This window comes from Paracoccus benzoatiresistens, assembly GCF_026913015.1.
In the GTDB taxonomy this organism is placed as follows: domain Bacteria; phylum Pseudomonadota; class Alphaproteobacteria; order Rhodobacterales; family Rhodobacteraceae; genus Paracoccus; species Paracoccus benzoatiresistens.
In genome coordinates this window covers 225,449-243,142 of the sequence record NZ_JAPTYD010000001.1, presented here as the reverse complement: position 1 = coordinate 243,142, position 17,694 = coordinate 225,449, and the positions used below count along the sequence as shown (strand labels likewise).

Sequence of the window (17,694 nt, the reverse complement as noted above, 5' to 3'; positions counted from 1 at the left end):
TCATCCTGATCTCCAATATGATATGTTATTACGTATCACTATCTTTCAGGCACTCGGCTGGCAAGGACGGAAACGCGAAACGGGGCGAGCCATGCCCGCCCCGCTCCCAGCCCGTCGGACCCAGGTCAGCGGTAAAGGTCGCCGAACTGGTCGCGCAGCAGGTTCTTCTGCACCTTGCCCATGGTGTTGCGCGGCAGTTCGTCCACAAACAGCACGCGCTTGGGCTGCTTGAATTTCGCCAGCCGCCCTTCCAGCGCGGCCAGGACATCCGTTTCCGAGATCGCGTGGGCGCCAGCGGGCACGATCACCGCCGTCACCCCCTCGCCAAAGTCGCGATGCGGCAGGCCGATCACGGCGGATTCGACCACGCCGGGAAGGGCGTCGATCTCGGATTCGATCTCCTTGGGATAAACGTTGTAGCCGCCCGTGATGATCAGGTCCTTGCCGCGCCCGACGATGTGCAGATAGCCGCGCTCGTCGAACTTGCCCAGATCGCCGGTGATGAAGAACCCGTTCTCGCGCAGCTCGGCCGCCGTCTTTTCGGGCATCTGCCAATAGCCCTTGAAGACGTTGGGGCCGCGCACCTCGATCATCCCGATCTCTCCCCGCGGCAGCTCGGCGCCGGTCTCGGGGTCGGTCACGACGATCTCGGTCCCCGGCAGGGGCATGCCCACGGTGCCGGCGATCCGGTCGCCCTCATAGGGGTTCGAGGCGTTCATGTTCGTCTCGGTCATGCCATAGCGTTCCAGGATCGCATGGCCGGTGCGGGCCTGCCATTCGCGATGCGTTTCCGCCAGAAGCGGGGCCGAACCCGAGATGAACAGCCGCATATGCGCCGTCGTGTCGCGGTTCAGCCGGTCGTCCCCCAGAAGCCGGACATAGAAGGTCGGCACGCCCATCAGAACGGTGGCGCGGTCCATCAGGCCGATGATCCGCTCGGGATCGAACTTCGGCAGGAAGATCATCGAGGCGCCGGAAAACAGCGTCACATTGGTCGCCACGAACAAGCCATGCGTGTGAAAGATCGGCAGCGCATGGATCAGCACGTCATCCGGCGTGTAATGCCAGGCCTCGCGCAGCGCGGTGGTGTTCGACACCAGGTTGCCATGGGTCAGCATCGCGCCCTTGCTGCGCCCCGTGGTTCCCGAGGTGTAGAGCAGCGCGGCCAGATCATCCTTGTCGCGCGGCACGGTCGCGAAATCGGCGGGCGCATCGGCGGCGGCATCCGTCAGGCTGCCCTGCCCGCCTGCGTCCAGCGTGACGACCTGCGCGCCCGCCTGGTTCGCGGCGTCCTTCAGGGCATCGGCCTTGGCCGGGTCGCAGACAAAGACCGCAGGCGTGGCGTCGCCGATGAAATAGTCGATCTCGGCCGGCGTATAGCCCGTGTTCAGCGGCAGGAAGACCGCGCCGGCGCGGACGGTCGCCAGGTAGAGGATGATCGCCTCGACCGACTTTTCCACCTGGGCCGCCACCCGGTCGCCGGGCCTGACCCCCAGGGACACAAGCGCATTCGCCATGCGGCCGGTGCGTCCTGCCAGGTCGCCATAGCTGATCCGCTCGCCCGCGGCAGTCTCGATGGCGGTGGCTTCAGGATCGGCGATGCCGCTTTCCAGGATGTCGAACAGGTTGGCGTTCATGGCTTCTCTTTCTTGGTCGTGGTTTGTGCATCGGGCAGGTGGCGGCGCACCGCCTCCGACGCGGCAATTTCCGCGCGCTCGGCAAAGGCCTCGTGGTTGGCCTCGATCCGGTTCGGGTCGTAGAGGTAATTGACCATCAGCCCGTGCGATTGCTTCAAGCCATTGGCCGAGACATCGCCCAGGAAGTTCAGCCGCTCCAGGCAGGCGCCGTTGCCCAGGTGGAAGCGCGCGACAGGATCGACCGCCCGGCCCTTGTTGTCGCGGGCGCGAAGGAAATAGATCGCGGCCGCCGTCAGCAGCGGCTCGCGCAGCGCCCCGGCCCTGTCGGGATCGGCGTGCCAGCCCGGCTGGTCCAGCGGAGCCAGCGCCGCGCGCAGATTGTCGTCCAGCAACTCGCCCCCTTCGCGCGCGCGGGCCAGCCAGGCGGCAAAGCCCGGCACCGGCGACAGGGTGACAAAGGTCTGGATGTTGGGCAGTTCGGCCTTCAGCTCCTCGACCACCTGCTTGATCAGGAAGTTGCCGAAGGACACGCCAGCCAGACCGCGCTGCGTGTTGGAAATCGAATAGAACACCGCCGTGCTGGCCCGTTCCGCCTCGATCGGCTTGCGGTTCAGGTCCAGCAGCGGCGCCACCGTGTCGGGGATGGCCTTGGTAAGCGCCACCTCGACGAAGATCAGCGGCTCGTCCACCAGTTGCGGGTGGAAGAAGCCATAGCAGCGCCGGTCGGTGGGCTGCAGGCGGTTCCTCAGGTCGTCCCAGTTCTGGATCGCATGGACTGCCTCGTAGCGGATGATCTTTTCCAGAATCGCGGCGGGGGTGTTCCAGTCGATATGGCGCAGCACCAGGAAGCCCCGGTTGAACCAGGACGCAAAGAGATGCGCGAAATCGCTGTCCACCCGGCGCAGGGCGGGATTGTCCTTCAGGTGGCGCAGCAGTTCCTCTCGCATCCGGACCAGGGCGGCGGTGCCGCCCGGGGCCAGGTTCAGGCGGCGGAACAGTTCCTGTCGGCGGGGTTCGGCGGCGGTATGCAGCGCCTCGATCGCCTCGACCGATCCGGCGTCCTGCTGGACGGCGGCCAGCGCCCTTTCCACCGCCTTGGGGTCGGGGCCGAAGCGGTCGCCCAGCGTTTCCAGGAACTCCAGGCGCTTCGGCTCGTCCGCTTCCTCGAAGGCGGCGACCAGGGCGCGTGCCAGGGCCACGCCCGAAGCCTCGCCCCGGCGTGACAACAGAAGCTCGCCCATGTCGGACAGGCCGGGGGGCGCGGTCACCTGCCCCGCCGGGTCGCGCCAGCGCAACAAGGCGCGGCCCCGGTCGGTCAGCATCTCGAACAGGTCGCCGAAGCGGTTCGGACGGGAAGTCTGCACGATCTTGGTCACGCGTTTCTCCTTAGGAAAAGCGCCGCCCGGCTCAGCCCGGCAGCACGACAAAGATCAGCCACAGCACCACGGGCGCGACAACGGTCACCAGCGCGCCATAGCTGAGCAGCTTGCGGAAGAAGGCCTGCCGGTCCACCCCATGGGCATTGGCCAGGACCAGCGCGCCGTTGGTCGAGAACGGGCTGACATCCACGATGGTCGAGGCGACGGCCATCCCGGCGATGAAGCCGATGGCGCCGACGCTGTTCTCGCCCTGCAGGAAGGGCACGGCCAGGGGGATCAGCGACCCCAGAACGGCGGTCGACGAGGCAAAGGCCGACACCACCGCGCCGATGAAGAACAGCATCAGCGCCGCCAGCATGGGCGAGGCCATCCCCGCCACCGATTCGCCCACGAAGTCGATGGTGCCCATGTGATCCAGCACCGCGACATAGGTGGACACGCCGGTGATCAGCATGATTTCCGGCCAGGCGACCTGCGCCATGGCGCGCTTCTGCATGGTCGGGTTCCACAAGGCCAGCGCCAGCCCGATGGTCAGGGCGACAAAGCCGATGTCCAGGTTGAAGGCCAGCACCAGCACCGCCAGCAGGACCAGCCCGGCCAGCGTGAAGATCTGATAGGGCGTGCCGTCGGGCTGGTTGCCCTCCTCGACCTCGGCCACCAGGCGGTTCGAATCGCCGCCGGCTTCCTCGCTGATGCGGCGGCTCAGGGCCTCGGCCTCGCTGTCGCCGAAGATCTGCGGGCCGGTGGCGGCGCGAGCGATCTCGACATGGGGAACGCGGACGGGCTCGACCGCGTCGCGGGCCGACATCAGGCGCCGCCCGCCAAGGACCATGAACAGGATCAGCGCGACCGCCGCGTTCACGAAGAAGCTGGCCGCGAAGGTGGTCATGGCCGACAGGGGCAGCCCGGCTTCCTGAACCACGCCATTGGTGATGCCGCCATAGATGCTGATCGGGGAAAAGCCCCCGGCCTGCGCGCCATGGACGACCATCAGGCCCATCAGCAGCGGGCTGATGTGATAGCGGAAGGCAAAGCCAAGCGCGATCGGCGCCACGATGGCGACCGCGCCGGGGCTGACGGCGCCGACAGAGGTCAGCAAGGCCGAGATGCCGAACATGATCCAGGGGATCGCCCCGATGCGCCCCTTGACCGCGCGCACGGCCATGCGCACCAGCCAGTCGATGGTGCCGTTGTTCTGGGCCAGCGCGAACAGCCAGGTGATGCCGACCAGCGTCAGGAACAGCCCGCCCGGAAAGCCCGCGATGATGTCCTTGGTGGTCTGCGCCGCCAGCAGCGTGCCTACCAGAAAGGCCCCGACAAAGGCCAAAACGCCCATGTTGATCGGCCAGATGGTGGCCACGATGAACATCAGCACCAGGGCATAGATGGATATCAGATGTGGTGTCACGCGGCTCTCCCTTTCCTGCATGATCGTCGGCGGATCCGCCTCCACACGAATCCTCCTCCCACCATCGTTATAGACTGCATGGAGCATGATGTATATATCATAGTCGATGATGGATGTTTCCCTGCCCATCGACTAGGCTGCGGTGGAGGAGAATCAGGCGTGGCAAGCGTTCCGAACACCCTGCGGATCCGGCGCGCGTTGGAGGACGCGATCGTCGAGGGCCGCTTCCTGCCCGGCACGCGCCTGGACCCCGAGGCGCTGGAGGCGGAATTCGACTGTTCCCGCACCCCGATCCGCGAAGCCTTCCAGCAGCTCGAGGCTTCGGGCCTTGTGCGCGTGATGCCCAAGCGCGGCACCTTCGTCACCCAATGGTCCCCCGAGGAACTGGCCGAGCGCTTCGAGGTCATGGCCGAGATCGAGGCAAGCTGCGGCCGCCTGGCTGCCCGCCGGATCAGCGAAGTCGAACTGGACGCCTTTCGTCAGGTCCATGAGGACTGCCGCCGCCTGGCCGAGGCGGGCGAGGTCGAGGCCTATTACGCCCGCAACTCGGAATTCCACCATTGCATCTACCGCGCGACGCACAACGTCTTCCTGATGCAGGAAGCCGCCCGGCTGCATGCGATGCTGCAGCCTTACCGGCGGATGCAACTGCAGGTCAGGAACCGCATGGGCCGGTCATTTTCCGAACATGACGCCATCGTCGCGGCCATCGCGGCGGGCGACGGCGATGCAGCGGCCCAAGCCCTGCGCGATCATGTGATCGTCCAGGGCGACCGCTTCCACGACCTGATCGCGGTCCTGCGCCAGACGCTGCCTCAGCGATCCTGATTCTTGTGGGCCTGACGGCGGCGGAACAGCCGGAACAGGATCGGCGCGCCCGTCAGCACCAGGACGACCCGCGTGATGTGGTGGACGACCACGAAGCTGAGATCGGCCCCTGCGATCAGCGCCAGCATCGACATTTCCGCCTGCCCGCCCGGCATGAAGGCCAGGAAACCCTCGACCGGCGGGGCAAGGCCGGTCAGGGTCACGAATTCGGTCACCGCGCCCGCCAGGACGGCCAGGATCAGCACGAAGACCGCGCCGCCCATGACGGTTTCGCGCAATTCGCGCAGCGTCACGCCGACGTAACTCACGCCGATGCTGATGCCGATCAGGAATTGCGCGGCCAGCAGCGCCTCTTGTGGCGGGCGCATGTGCAGCACGCCAGCCAGCGACAGGATGGCGGCGACGACCAGCGGCCCCAGGATCGCCGCCCCGAACAGGCCGATACGCTCCGCCCCTTTCCAGCCCAGCAGGGCGGCCACGACCATGATCGCCAGTTCGGACAGGGGGATGTCGGCGGCGGGTTGGCCCACGGGATGGGTCAGTTCCACGCCATAGACCGACACCAGCAGCAGCGGGCCGACCACCATGATGACCAGCAGCCGGGTCACATGGACCAGCGAGACCTGGCGGACATTCGCCCCAGCCTCGGCCCCGAAGATGGTCATGTCGGCGGCACCCCCCGGCATGGCGGCATAGAAGGCCGTGACCAGGTCGAAGCCCAAGACGCGGCGGAAGAAGGGCACGCCGACAAGGCCGATGGCCGCGACGTAGAAGGGGATGATCGCGACCGAGGCCAGCATCGAGGGCAGTTCGGCCACAAGCGCGGGCGTCACCGCCGCGCCGATGGCCACGCCCAGCACGGACCGAGCCGCGACCGAGACCTGGCCCAAGCCCATCAGCCGAACGCCTGCCAGCGCCGCCACCAGCGAGGCCATCATGGGGCCGAACAGGAAGGGCAGCGGCAGGTGAAGCAGCCAGAACAGCACGACGCCGATGAGGCCGACCATCACCGTCATCGCCTGCCGCACCCGGAGGCCGCTTGCCATTCCCGCCCGTTCCCTATGGCCGGTTCTGACCGGTCAAACCTCGTCCCGGCCCGAGGCCAGGATGCAGAGCAGGGTGATCACCGCGGCGGCGCCCATGTAATAGCCCACATGCGTCAGGCCATAGGTCTGCTGCAGCCAGGTCGCGGCATAGGGTGCAAGCGACGCGCCGAAGATGCCCGCGAAGTTGAAGGTGATCGAGGCGCCGGTATAGCGCACCCGCGTCGGGAAGGGTGCGGCAAGCGCTGCCCCGATGACGCCATAGGTCAGGCCCATCAGGAACATGCCCAGGGTCACGAACAGGTAAAGACTGCCCTGCCCCCCGCCCATCAGCGGCGCCAGGAAGAACGAGAACGCCCCGATCAGGACCGTGACCACCATCAGGAAGGGACGGCGTCCGACCGCATCCGCGACCTTGCCCGCGATCGGGATCGCCACGCCAAAGACCACCGCGCCATAGATCTGCATCAGCAGCGCGTCCATGAAGGCAATCTGGCGGACCTTGACGTTGTAGGACAGAAGCCAGGCCGAGCAGATGTAGAACAGCACGAATGTCACAAGCGCGACAAAGGTGCCCAGGAACAGGCTGCGCTTGTGGTTGCGGAACAGTTCGACGACGGGGACCGACACGCGCTGGTCGCGCTTCACCGCTTCGGCGAACTCGGGTGTCTCGGTGATCGACAGGCGGACCCAGAGGCCCAGCACGATCAGGATGATCGAGGCCAGGAAGGGCAGCCGCCAGCCCCAGGCCAGAAGGTCGTCCTGCGACATGAAATGCAGCAGCACCCAGAAGAAGCCCGAGGACAGGAACAGCCCGACCGGCGCGCCCAGCTGGGGGAACATGCCATACCAGCTGCGCTTGCCCTCGGGGGCGTTTTCGGTCGCCAGCAGGACCGCGCCGCCCCATTCGCCGCCTAGGCCGAAGCCCTGGCCAAACCGGCACAACGCCAGAAGCGCGGGCGCCGCGACGCCGATCTGCGCATAGGTCGGCAACAGGCCGATGATCACGGTGGAAATCCCCATGGTCAGCAGCGCCGCGACAAGCGTGGCCTTGCGCCCGACCCGGTCGCCGAAATGGCCGAACACGATGGCGCCGAAGGGCCGTGCGAAGAACGCGATCGAGAAGGTGGCGAAGGACGCCAGCAGGGCGGTGGTCGCATCCTCGGCCGGGAAGAACAGGGTCGGAAAGACCAGCACGGCGGCAGTCGCATAGACGTAGAAGTCGAAGAACTCGATCGTCGTGCCAATCAGGCTTGCCAGCAGCACCCGGGCCGGAGAGTTGACAGGGGTGCCGGCGCGCGCCTTGGCGGCGCGGGATATCGTCTGATCAGTCATCGTTCATTGATCCGCTTGTCAAAGGGGTGCGGGGCATCGCGGAAGATGCCGGGCGCGGCCCCCGCTAGCGCAAACCGTGCGCAAGGGAAATGCCAACATGTCAAAAATTGCGCAGATGCCGCTGATTTTCAGCAAGAGGTTACCCGAGGAAGGGCCGAGGCACGGGCTTGCGCCTATGTCAGGCCCGCTTCGGCCTCGGCCAGCTTCTGCAGGATCTCGCGCAGTTGATAGGGCTTGGTAACGACCGGGACCCGGGAAAATTGCGCCGGGGCGCCGAAATCGGCGCCATAGCCGGTCGCAAAGACGAAGGGGATGCGCCGTCCCTGCAGGCATTCGGCGACGGGCAGCGAATCTTCCTGCGCCAGGTTCACGTCCAGGACGGCCAGGTCGGGCGGATCCTGGTCGATCATCGCCAGCGCGGCCTCAACCGTGGCGGCGCGGCCGGTCACCTGCAGCCCGTGGTCCTGCAACTCGGCCTCCAGGGACATGGCGATCAGGGTCTGATCCTCGACCAGCAGGACGCGGCGGCCGGCAAGGCGCGCGGCGGGAGCCGTTCCCTCGGCCACGGCGGAACGGGGGCGCGGCCCGGCCGTCTCCGTGTCGTCGGCGACAAAGCGCGCGGGCAGCATGAACTGCGCCACAAGCCCGGTCGGGCGGAACTCGATCCGGCTTGTCCCGTCCAGGTCGAAGGGCAACGAGTGCTCGACCAAGGCCGAGCCGAAGCCCGTCCGGGTCGGCGGGACCAGCCCCTCCATCCCCTCCTCGGTCCAGTCGATGCGGCAATCGCCGGAAGCCTCGATGTGCCAGGTGACCGACAAACGGCCGCCGGGCCGCGACAGCGCGCCGTATTTCGCGGCATTCGTCGCCATCTCGTGCAGGATCAGCGCCATGACGGAAAAGGCCCGACCGTCCAGGGACAGGGCCGGGCCCTCCATGTGGATCGGCCGCCCCTCGCCCGCATAGGGGCCAAGCTCGGCCTCCAGAAGATCGGACAGCAGCCCGCCCTGCTCGTCGCGGATTACCTGGTCATGGGCATAGGCCAGGGCCTTGATGCGTCCCCGCAGCGCATTGGCATAGCCTTCCAGCGTTTCGCCGTCCTCGGGCTTGCGGCTGACCAGCGACTGGATCACGGCCAGGATGTTCTTGACGCGGTGGTTCAACTCGCGGTTCAGCACGCGCTGGCGGATTTCGGCGCGGGTGCGCTCCTCGGCCAGCATCTCGTTGTTGAACAGCAGGACCTCGACCACGGCCAGGCGCAGCGCCTCGGCGAAGCGGCGGTCGGATTCGGTCCAGGGCTGGCACTTGTCGCGGACGGTTTCCTTCCAGACCGCGAAACTGCCGCGCGGGGTCAGGCGGGTGCCGAACTTGCCGGTTTCATAGGTCTTGTTGGGATCTCCGCCCCAGTCCAGCGTGTGGATCGCTTCCTTGCGGAAATAGAACATGAAGTCGCGCGACCGCTTGGACAGCGGGATGATCATCACGCCTGCAACCATGGCCGTCAGGTCGGACGCATCGGGCAGGACCTCCGACAGGAAATCGGTGTGGAACACATGGCCTTCAGACAGCCCCCGGGCCAAGGCCAGCAGGGGGGCGGCCTGCGCCCCGGTAGGCGCGTGGCCCGCCGTGGTCCAGCTCCCGTCGAACCACAGCGCGATCCCGTCGGCCGGGATAAGGTCGGCCAGCTGCGGCAGCCGGCTGTGCAAGGCGGGGCCCGCATCCTCGTAGCGGATGGCATTGACCAGCAACTCGTCCAGGGCGGCGCGGGCGGCCAGCTCCGCCTCGCGCGCGTGGCGGCGCTTCAGCGCGTCCAGATGCATCGAGAAGAACTCGCCCACCATTTCGGCCGCCGCGCGACCGGCCATCGTGAGGATCATGGGCGAATAATGGTGGCAGGCGATCAGCCCCCACAGCATCCCGTCGATGATGATCGACACCGACATGGATGCCGCGACCCCCATGTTGCGCAGGTATTCGCAATGGATGGGCGAAACGCTGCGCAGATGGGCATAGGACAGATCCAGCGGTTCCGCCTGCGGGTCGCGGGACAGGATCGGGACGGGCGCATAGGAGGCGTCGCCGATGACCCGGATGGGGTTCTGCACGTAAAGGGCACGGGCCTGCCTGGGAATGTCGCTGGCCGGGAAATACTGGCCGCGAAAGCTTTCGTGGCCGTCCAGCTTGGCTTCGGCCACCACCTTGCCCGCACCATCCTCGCCCAGCTGATAGATCATCACCCGGTCATAGCCCAGCTGCGCCTGCATCAGCATCGCGGCCTGCTGGACCAGACGGTCCGCATCCCGGGTGGTGCGCAGCCGTTCGACCACGGTGCGCGACACGCTGATCAGCTGCCCGAGCCGCTGCGAGACCGGCTCGAACTCGATGATCGTGCGGTTGTCGTAACGGTGGATGGTGGCGTCGAACTGGCTGCCATTGACCGCCAGCCCGAAGACAAGCGCCGGGCGTGGCCTGCTGCCCGACACGGCCACGGCGTTCAGAAGCGTGTGCGTGGCCTCGGATCCGATCACGTCGGCCAGCCGCTGGTCCAGCGGATCGCCCGGCAGCTTCAGCATGGAAGGCGCGTTCTTCGAACAGAACTGCACCACCCGCGCCGCGTTGTCGCAGGCCAGCAGGCAGCCATGCGGCTGGATGCTGCCGGGGATATGGATCGGCTCGCGGTCGCAATTCGTCAGGTCGATGGGCCTGCCGGCAAGCGAGATGTCCGAAGGGGTATTGTCGTTCATGCCGCGGCTTTCGCGCCATAAGCGCGCAGCGCCAGGCCAAAGACGTCGCGGGCGGCGGCACTGGCCTCGGGCACGGAAAAACCACCCGCCTCGAGCCAGGCCAGGAACTGCTTCCAGCGCACGGGGGAGGCCGTCTGTTCCGCCAGATGCCGCGCACCGTGCCCCGCGGCGAAGCCAAGGCCCGCCGCGCGCCGCGCCAGCAGCCGCGCGCCAAGGGCCGAGCCCTCCAGCACATAGCAGGCAGCGGCCCGGGCCGCGGGGGTCGGCAAGGGCAGCGTCTTGCACGATGCGGCGACGGGCAGGCCCAGATCGGCCAGATCCTGCGCGATCAGGGGCGCAAGGGTCTGGATCCGCCAGCCCGCGGAATGCGCAAGCTGCGGCTCGATGGCGGCGCGAAAGGCATGGCTTCCCGACAGGAAGGCGCCATAGGCGGCGACATCGCCAAAGGCACCGATCTCTCGGTCCAGCGTTTCGTGCAGGTCACGCGTGGCCGCTGCCAGAACGCGACGGAGTGTGCCGTCTTGCATCGATCCCGTGCCCTGTTGCGGAAAGGCTGCACCAGACATAGCGGGCATTGCGGAATGGCCGCAATGGCATTTTCAAAAAGTCTTAACAAATCTCGGCCGTTTGGCGGTCAATATCCCTTGTGCCGGTCCACCAGGTGCAAGACCGGCCGGCCCGCCATGGCGCGGCGCAGGTTCTCGACTGCGACGGGGGCAGCGGTCTCGGGTCGGGTTTCGGCGGCAATGTGCGGGGTCACGGTGATGCGGGGATGGGTCCAGAAGGGATGATCCCGGGGCAGAGGCTCGGTCCGGAACACGTCCAGCACGGCATGGGCCAGGGGACCGCGTTCCAGGGCGGCCAGCAGGGCGTCGTCGTCCAGCACGGTGCCGCGGCCGGGGTTGATCAGCCAGGCGCCTTGCGGCAGCAGCGCCAGCCGGGCGCGATCCAGCAGGCCGCGCGTCCGGGGGGTGTCGGGTAGAAGGTTGATCAGGATCTCGGCGCGCGACAGGGCCTGGTCGAGACCGGCAGGCCCCATCACCTCGACCCCCTCGACCGCGCGTCCCGAGGCGCTGAAGCCCGCCAGCCGGAAGCCGATGCCGCGCAGCATGGCCGCCACGCTGCGGCCCAGTTCGCCCATCCCGAGGATCGTCACCGTCCGCCGGTCGGCCAGGGGCGGGGTCAGGTCGTGGCGCCACATGCCGTCCTGGGCATAGGCGTCCATGCCCAGATGGGCGCGCAGCGTCCAGCCGGTGCAATATTCCGCCATCCCGCGCGCCAGTCCCGGATCGACCATGCGCGCCAGGGGCTGCGTCAGGGTCGGGTTGGTCACGATGCGCTCGACCCCCGCCCACAGGCTTTGCACCAGCCGCGCGATCACGAAAGGCGACAGATCCTCGACCGGGCCTCCAGGAGCATAGATGATCGCGTCGATGGAGGCGGGATCGACTGCGGCATCATCGGCGCGGACCAGCTCCATGTCCGGGGCAAGGCGGGCCAGGACGGGCGACCATTCCGGCCACAGCCCGTCGCGGGCGGCAAAAAGGACGCGCATCGTCATCGCGGCCGGTGGACATGGGCGGCCTGCACCAGCCCGAAGCCCAGCATCAGGATCATCAGCGAGGTGCCGCCATAGCTGACCAGCGGCAGGGGCGATCCCTTGGCCGGCAGCATTCCCATCACGGTCGCCATGTTGATCGAGAAATACAGGAAGAACGTGCCGCTGATGCCCACGGTGATCAGCGCGGCGAAGCGGTCGCGGTTCGACAGCGCCGAATACAGGCAGAAGCCGATGATCAGCGTATAAAGCCCCAAGAGCGACATGGCCCCCACGAAGCCGAATTCCTCGGCCAGCACGGTGAAGATGAAGTCGGTGTGCTTTTCGGGCAGGAAGTTCAGCCGCGACTGCGTGCCCTGCATGAAGCCCCGCCCCGACCAGCCGCCCGAACCCAGGGCGATCTGGCTCTGGATGATGTTGTAGCCCGCGCCCAGCGGATCGGCGGTCGGATCCAGGAAGGTATCGATGCGGCGGAACTGGTAGTCCTTCAGAAGCTGCCAGTCGGTGCCCCGGCTTTCCAGCACGGTGGCGACCAGCCCCACGGCCGCCGCGATCACCAGGCCGAAATACCACAAGGACACGCCGGCCGCGAACATCAGGATCCCGCCCCCCGCGACCAGCATGATCGAGGTGCCCAGATCCGGCTGGATCAGCACCAGCCCCGTGGGCGCCACGATCAGGACGACCGGGATCAGCACCCACAAGGGACGCGACACCCGCCGTTGCGGCAGCCAGTCATAGTAAGCGGCCAGCAGCAGGACCAGCGAGATCTTCATCAGTTCCGACGGCTGCAGGCGGATCGGGCCGATGTCGATCCAGCGCTGCGCGCCCATCCCGATCTCGCCCACCAGTTCCACCGCGACCAGCAGCAGGAAGCAGCAGACATAGGCGGGAATGGAGATACCCCGCCAGAACCACATCGGCACGAAGGCCAGCGCGATCATGATGACCATGCCCGCGGCAAAGCGGTACATCTGCGGCTCGGCCCAGGTGTCCACGCGGCCCCCGGCGACCGAAACCAGCATCAGAAAGCCGATCGAGGCGACGGCGGCGATCAGGAAAACCAGCGGCCAGTTCAGATACAGGATCTTGCGGATGCCGGTCGGGGTCTGGGCGACCTTGTAGTCGAGATAGGACATGGCGTCAGGCCCGCGTCAGGCGGGGCGCGTCCGGCGGAAACAGGCGCATGGCGTTGTGGCGTTCCTCCATGGGACCCCGCTGCTCCTCGGGCACGGCGTCCAGGGGCGGCAAGCCGTTGTTCAGCGCAAACAGCAGGATGTCGCGCGCGACCGGGGCGGCCACCGCCGACCCGCCGCCGCCATGTTCCACCACGACCGAGACCGCATAGCGCGGCGCGTCATAAGGCGCATAGCAGACGAACAGCGCGTGATCCCGCCGGTTCCAGGGCAGCTGGTCGTTCGACACCACGCCCCGGGCGCGTTCGGCGGCGGTGATGTTGCGGACCTGGCTGGTGCCGGTCTTGCCGGCCATGCGCCAGTCCTCGCGGATGATGCGCGACCGCCGCGCGGTTCCGCTGTCGCTGTTCATGACTGCGTCCATGCCCGTGCGCGCCACCCGCAGGAAGGCGGGGTTCACGTCCAGGGCCGGAAAGTCGGGGACCGGCTGGGCCACCCCTCCGATGGCCCGGACCAGCCGCGGCTTGACTTCGAGCCCCGATGCGATGCGCGCGGTCATCACCGCCAGCTGCAGGGGCGAGGCCAGCACATAGCCCTGCCCGATCGAGGCGTTGAGGCTGTCGCCCACCTGCCAGGCCTGTCCATGCCGCGCCTGCTTCCAGGCCCGGTCCGGCGCGATCCCCTCGGCCACGGCGGACATCGGCAGGTCGTGGCGCTGCCCCAGGCCCAGCTTGCGGGCCATGGCGGCGATGCGGTCGATGCCGACCTTTTGCGCCAGTTCGTAGTAATAAACGTCGCAGCTGTGCGACAGGCTGGTCACGGCATCGACGGTGCCATGCCCCCCCTTGCGCCAGCAATGGAAGCGGCGCCCCCCGGCGGTCGTGTAGCCGGGACAGTAGAAGCGCGAGCCCGCATTGATGACGCCCGATTCCAGCCCGGCCAGCAGCGTGACCATCTTGAAGGTCGAACCCGGCGGATAGACACCCTGCACCGTCTTGTCCGCCAGGGGACGGTGGTCGTGGTTCATCAGCGCCTTGTAGTCGGGCGAGGAAATCCCGCGCACGAACTTGTTGGGATCGAAGCTGGGCGAGGAACAGATCGTCAGGACGTCGCCCGTCTGCACGTCGATGACCACGGCGGCCGCGCTTTCGACGCCCATGCGCTGCGCGGCATAGTTCTGCAACTGCGCGTCGATGGTCATCTGAACGGTCGCGCCCTGATCGCCTTCCTGCCGGGACAGCTGGCGCATCTCGCGGCCCGCGCTGTTCACCTCGACCCGGCGCTGGCCGGCCTTGCCGCGCAGGTGATCCTCCATCCGCGCCTCGAAGCCGACCTTGCCCAGCTGGAACTCGGGCAGCATCAGGACGGGGTCGGGATCCTCGATCTTGGACAGGTCATAGTCCGAGACGGGACCGACATAGCCCAGGACATGCGCCAGGTCGCCCGCGCGGGGATAAACGCGCGACAGCCCGGATTCGGGCGTGACGCCTGCCAGCGAGGGCGCGTTGACCGCGATGGAGCTGAACTGTTCCCAGGTCAGGCGGTCGGCCAGCACGATGGGCGTGATCGCGCTGCGCCTGGAAAACTCGTTCAGAAGCTCGGCCATGCGGGCGTCGCTGATGGGGATCAGTTGCGCAAGCCGCCGCAGCACGGGCTCGACATCGCCGCCCGCTTCCTCGCGCGTGAGCGTCACGCGGTAGTTCTGCTCGTTTCCCGCGATCACGATGCCGTTGCGGTCGTGGATCAGCCCGCGCGCGGGCACCAGCAGGCGGATCTTGATCGAGTTGCCGTCGGCCAGCATCCGGTACTGCTCGGCATGCTCGACCTGCATCGAGCGCAGCTTCAAGGCCAGGGTCGTGACCACGCCCAGCTGGATGCCCGCAAGCATCATCCCCCGGCGGGTGATGCTGCGGCCGTTCGCGTCGTTCTGCCCGCTCATTGCGCGACCCTCATCTGTTCGGCCTGGGCGGGGTTGATGCGGCGCAGGCCGATCAGCGCCCGCGCCGCCAGGACGACCAGCGGATAGGCGGCGACGGTTGCGACGAACAGCAGGATCACCTGACCCAGGGCCGGAACCGGCATCATGAACAGCACCTGTATGACACGATAGCCCAGCATCATCATGCCGATCAGCACCGCGACGCGCAGCCATTCAACCATGAACGGCCCGTCGCGCCAACGGGCCTCACGCAAGCGTGCGGCCTCGGTCCCTATCAGGACGATGGCTGGCCAGAGGCCAAGGGGCTGGAACAGGATGATGTCCTGAAGGGTGAAGACAAGTGCGATGACCGGCGCCGCAAGCTGGTCGGGACGGCGCAGCACCCAGGCCAGCGCTAGGCATAGCCCCAGATCCGGGCCGGGCAGCCGCGCGGTCCCCGCCGACAAGGGCAGCAGGCGCAGAAACAGCAGCACCGCCATCGCCGCGCAGAACAGCACCGTGCCGATCACCAGCTGCCGGTTCATCACTCGGTTCCCGTGGCCAGGGGGTCCGATGTCGCCGCGGCCTCGACCGGCGAGGTGGGCATCTGCGGGCCGATGAAGCCCAGGTTACCCGGCGTGATGACCGCGCCCGAATCCACGACGGTTTCCGCCGGATGGGACCGCAGCACGCGCAGGAATTCCAGCCGCCCGTAATCGGCGGCCATGCGCAGCCGCATCCGCCCGTCGCTGCCCTGAACCACTTGCCCCGCCAGCAGCCCCGGCGGAAACACCCCGCCATCGCCCGAGGTCACGACCCGGTCGCCGGGGCGGACATTGTCCGGCGTCTCGATGAAGTCCAGGAAGGGCAGTTGCGTGTTGTCGCCCGTCAGCAGCGCCCGTTCGCCCGAGGGCTGGACGGACACCGGAATGCGCGAGGAAGGATCGGTCAGCAGCACCACCCGGCTGGTCCGCTTGCCCACCCCGGAAATGCGGCCGACCAGCCCAAGCCCGTCCATCGTGGCCCAGCCTTCGACGATGCCGTCGTCGGTGCCGACGTTCAGCAAGACCGACTGGCGGAAGGCCGATCCGCTGTCCACCATCACCATCCCGGTGACGCTGGTCAGCGCCGGGTCGATGCGGACGTTGTTCAGCGCCATCAGCTTGGAGTTTTCCTGTTCCAGCTGGACGGCGGCTTCCTTCCAGGCCTGCATCTTCTGCAACTCGCGCCGCAGTTCTTCGTTCTGTTCATAGATCCGGGCATAGGATCGAAAGCCGCCGATCATCTCGCTGACCTGCGTGACCGGGGCCAGCGCCCATTCGAAGCTGGGCACCACCCGGTCGATGATTGCGATGCGCATCCGTTCGGCCCGCGGGCTGTCGATGCGCCAGAACAGGAACAGCGCGATCAGCACAAGCGCCATCAGCGCGATCAGCACGCGCCGGACGGGGGTGGCGAAATCTGGTCCCTTGTCGCGTGCCATTCAGGCAGCCCCTGGCTGGACGGTTGCCGGGCCGCGCCCTCAACTGTCGTAATCGATGACGTGGCGCAGCTGCTTTTCATATTCAAGCGCCTTGCCCGTGCCCAGGGCCACGCAGTTCATCGGCTGGTCGGCCAGCGTGATCGACAGGCCGGTCTGCTCGCGCAGCGCCAGATCCAGATCGCCCAGCATCGCGCCGCCGCCGGTCAGGATCACGCCGCGGTCCACGATATCGGCGGCCAGGTCGGGCGGAGTGGCCTCCAGCGCGACCATCACGGCCTCGCAGATGGCCTGCATGGGTTCGGCCAGCGCTTCGGCGACCATGGCCTGGCTGATCTCGATTTCCTTGGGGATCCCGTTCAGCAGGTCGCGGCCGCGCACCATGATCGTGGCGCCGCGCCCGTCATCGGGCATCCGGGCGGTGCCGATGGCGGTCTTGACGCGCTCGGCGGTGGATTCGCCGATCAGCATGTTCTGGTTGCGGCGCAGATAGTTGATGATCGCCTCGTCCATGCGGTCGCCGCCGATGCGGACGGACCGGGCATAGACCACGTCGCCCAGCGACAGGACCGCGACCTCGGTGGTGCCGCCGCCGATGTCCACCACCATGCTGCCGGTGGGCTCAGTGATGGGCATGCCCGCGCCGATCGCGGCCGCGATGGGTTCGGCGATCAGGCCTGCCTTGCGGGCGCCGGCGGACAGAACGGACTGGCGGATGGCGCGCTTTTCGACAGGGGTCGCGCCATGCGGCACGCAGACGATGACCTTGGGCTTGGAAAAGCCGCTGCGTTTGAAGACCTTCTTGATGAAATGCTTGATCATCTGCTCGGCGCTGTCGAAATCGGCGATGACGCCTTCGCGCATCGGCCGGATCGCCTCGATGCTGCCGGGGGTGCGGCCCAGCATCAGCTTGGCGTCCTCGCCCACGGCCAGAACCTGCCGCTTGCCGTCCTTGACGTGATAGGCGACCACCGAGGGCTCGTTCAGGATGATGCCCTTGCCCTTGACATAGATCAGCGTGTTCGCCGTCCCGAGGTCGATTGCAATGTCGGTCGAAAACAAACCGCCGAATGCCATGCCCGTGTTCCTTTCGCGCCGGTTTCACCGGCTGTCCCCATTCCTGCCCGTGCGCCAAGCGCCGTCGCCGCGCGGAATCGCCGGCGCGGCGGTGCCCTCATATAGAAGCCTGGGGCGCGACGGGAAAGCCCCGTTCCCCGCAATGGGCGAATGC

General features: G+C 67.3%; 14 protein-coding genes. 1 reads left to right on the top strand and 13 read right to left on the bottom strand.

Annotated elements, in window-relative coordinates; genetic code table 11:
- Positions 1-125 precede the first annotated feature (125 nt).
- The 3 genes from OU682_RS01210 to OU682_RS01200 are packed head-to-tail and all read right to left on the bottom strand — an operon-like array spanning position 126 to position 4,424.
- Positions 126-1,637 (bottom strand): malonate--CoA ligase, encoded by a 1,512-nt coding sequence (locus tag OU682_RS01210; RefSeq protein ID WP_268940232.1) that lies wholly within the window; start codon positions 1,635-1,637, stop codon positions 126-128.
- A complete protein-coding gene (locus OU682_RS01205; protein WP_268940231.1) occupies positions 1,634-3,013 on the bottom strand; it encodes a malonyl-CoA decarboxylase in 1,380 nt (459 codons plus the stop codon). Before OU682_RS01205 ends, OU682_RS01210 begins: the two co-directional genes overlap by 4 nt.
- 31 nt (positions 3,014-3,044) lie before the next feature.
- A complete protein-coding gene (locus OU682_RS01200; protein WP_268940230.1) occupies positions 3,045-4,424 on the bottom strand; it encodes an SLC13 family permease in 1,380 nt (459 codons plus the stop codon).
- 159 nt (positions 4,425-4,583) lie between these two features.
- Between OU682_RS01200 and OU682_RS01195 the strand changes: the two genes are divergently transcribed.
- Positions 4,584-5,252 carry a GntR family transcriptional regulator gene (locus tag OU682_RS01195; RefSeq protein WP_268940229.1) on the top strand — a complete coding sequence of 223 codons (669 nt, stop codon included), beginning with the start codon at positions 4,584-4,586 and terminating at the stop codon, positions 5,250-5,252.
- Here OU682_RS01195 and OU682_RS01190 read toward each other — a convergent pair.
- From OU682_RS01190 to OU682_RS01145, 10 genes are all read right to left on the bottom strand, one after another.
- A complete protein-coding gene (locus tag OU682_RS01190; RefSeq protein ID WP_268940228.1) occupies positions 5,240-6,298 on the bottom strand; it encodes an AbrB family transcriptional regulator in 1,059 nt (352 codons plus the stop codon). The two genes, OU682_RS01195 and OU682_RS01190, sit on opposite strands and share 13 nt — an antisense overlap.
- A 33-nt stretch (positions 6,299-6,331) precedes the next feature.
- Positions 6,332-7,630: an MFS transporter gene (locus OU682_RS01185; RefSeq protein ID WP_268940227.1), complete on the bottom strand. Its 1,299-nt coding sequence runs from the start codon at positions 7,628-7,630 to the stop codon at positions 6,332-6,334.
- 173 nt (positions 7,631-7,803) lie between these two features.
- Entirely contained in the window at positions 7,804-10,371 is a 2,568-nt protein-coding gene (locus OU682_RS01180) for an HWE histidine kinase domain-containing protein (protein WP_268940226.1), read from the bottom strand.
- On the bottom strand, positions 10,368-10,898 hold the full coding sequence (locus OU682_RS01175) for a biliverdin-producing heme oxygenase (protein WP_268940225.1): 531 nt from the start codon (positions 10,896-10,898) through the stop codon (positions 10,368-10,370). Before OU682_RS01175 ends, OU682_RS01180 begins: the two co-directional genes overlap by 4 nt.
- A 107-nt stretch (positions 10,899-11,005) precedes the next feature.
- Positions 11,006-11,932 carry a 2-hydroxyacid dehydrogenase gene (locus OU682_RS01170; RefSeq protein ID WP_268940224.1) on the bottom strand — a complete coding sequence of 309 codons (927 nt, stop codon included), beginning with the start codon at positions 11,930-11,932 and terminating at the stop codon, positions 11,006-11,008.
- Entirely contained in the window at positions 11,929-13,068 is a 1,140-nt protein-coding gene (gene rodA / locus OU682_RS01165) for a rod shape-determining protein RodA (protein WP_268940223.1), read from the bottom strand. The genes OU682_RS01170 and rodA overlap by 4 nt, the downstream gene beginning before the upstream one ends.
- Before the next feature lie 4 nt (positions 13,069-13,072).
- A complete protein-coding gene (mrdA, locus tag OU682_RS01160) occupies positions 13,073-15,004 on the bottom strand; it encodes a penicillin-binding protein 2 (RefSeq protein WP_371832185.1) in 1,932 nt (643 codons plus the stop codon).
- A complete protein-coding gene (locus OU682_RS01155; protein ID WP_268940222.1) occupies positions 15,001-15,528 on the bottom strand; it encodes a rod shape-determining protein MreD in 528 nt (175 codons plus the stop codon). Before OU682_RS01155 ends, mrdA begins: the two co-directional genes overlap by 4 nt.
- On the bottom strand, positions 15,528-16,466 hold the full coding sequence (gene mreC, locus OU682_RS01150; RefSeq protein ID WP_268940221.1) for a rod shape-determining protein MreC: 939 nt from the start codon (positions 16,464-16,466) through the stop codon (positions 15,528-15,530). The genes OU682_RS01155 and mreC overlap by 1 nt, the downstream gene beginning before the upstream one ends.
- 39 nt (positions 16,467-16,505) lie before the next feature.
- Positions 16,506-17,540 carry a rod shape-determining protein gene (locus OU682_RS01145; RefSeq protein ID WP_207469703.1) on the bottom strand — a complete coding sequence of 345 codons (1,035 nt, stop codon included), beginning with the start codon at positions 17,538-17,540 and terminating at the stop codon, positions 16,506-16,508.
- Positions 17,541-17,694: the final 154 nt, after the last annotated feature.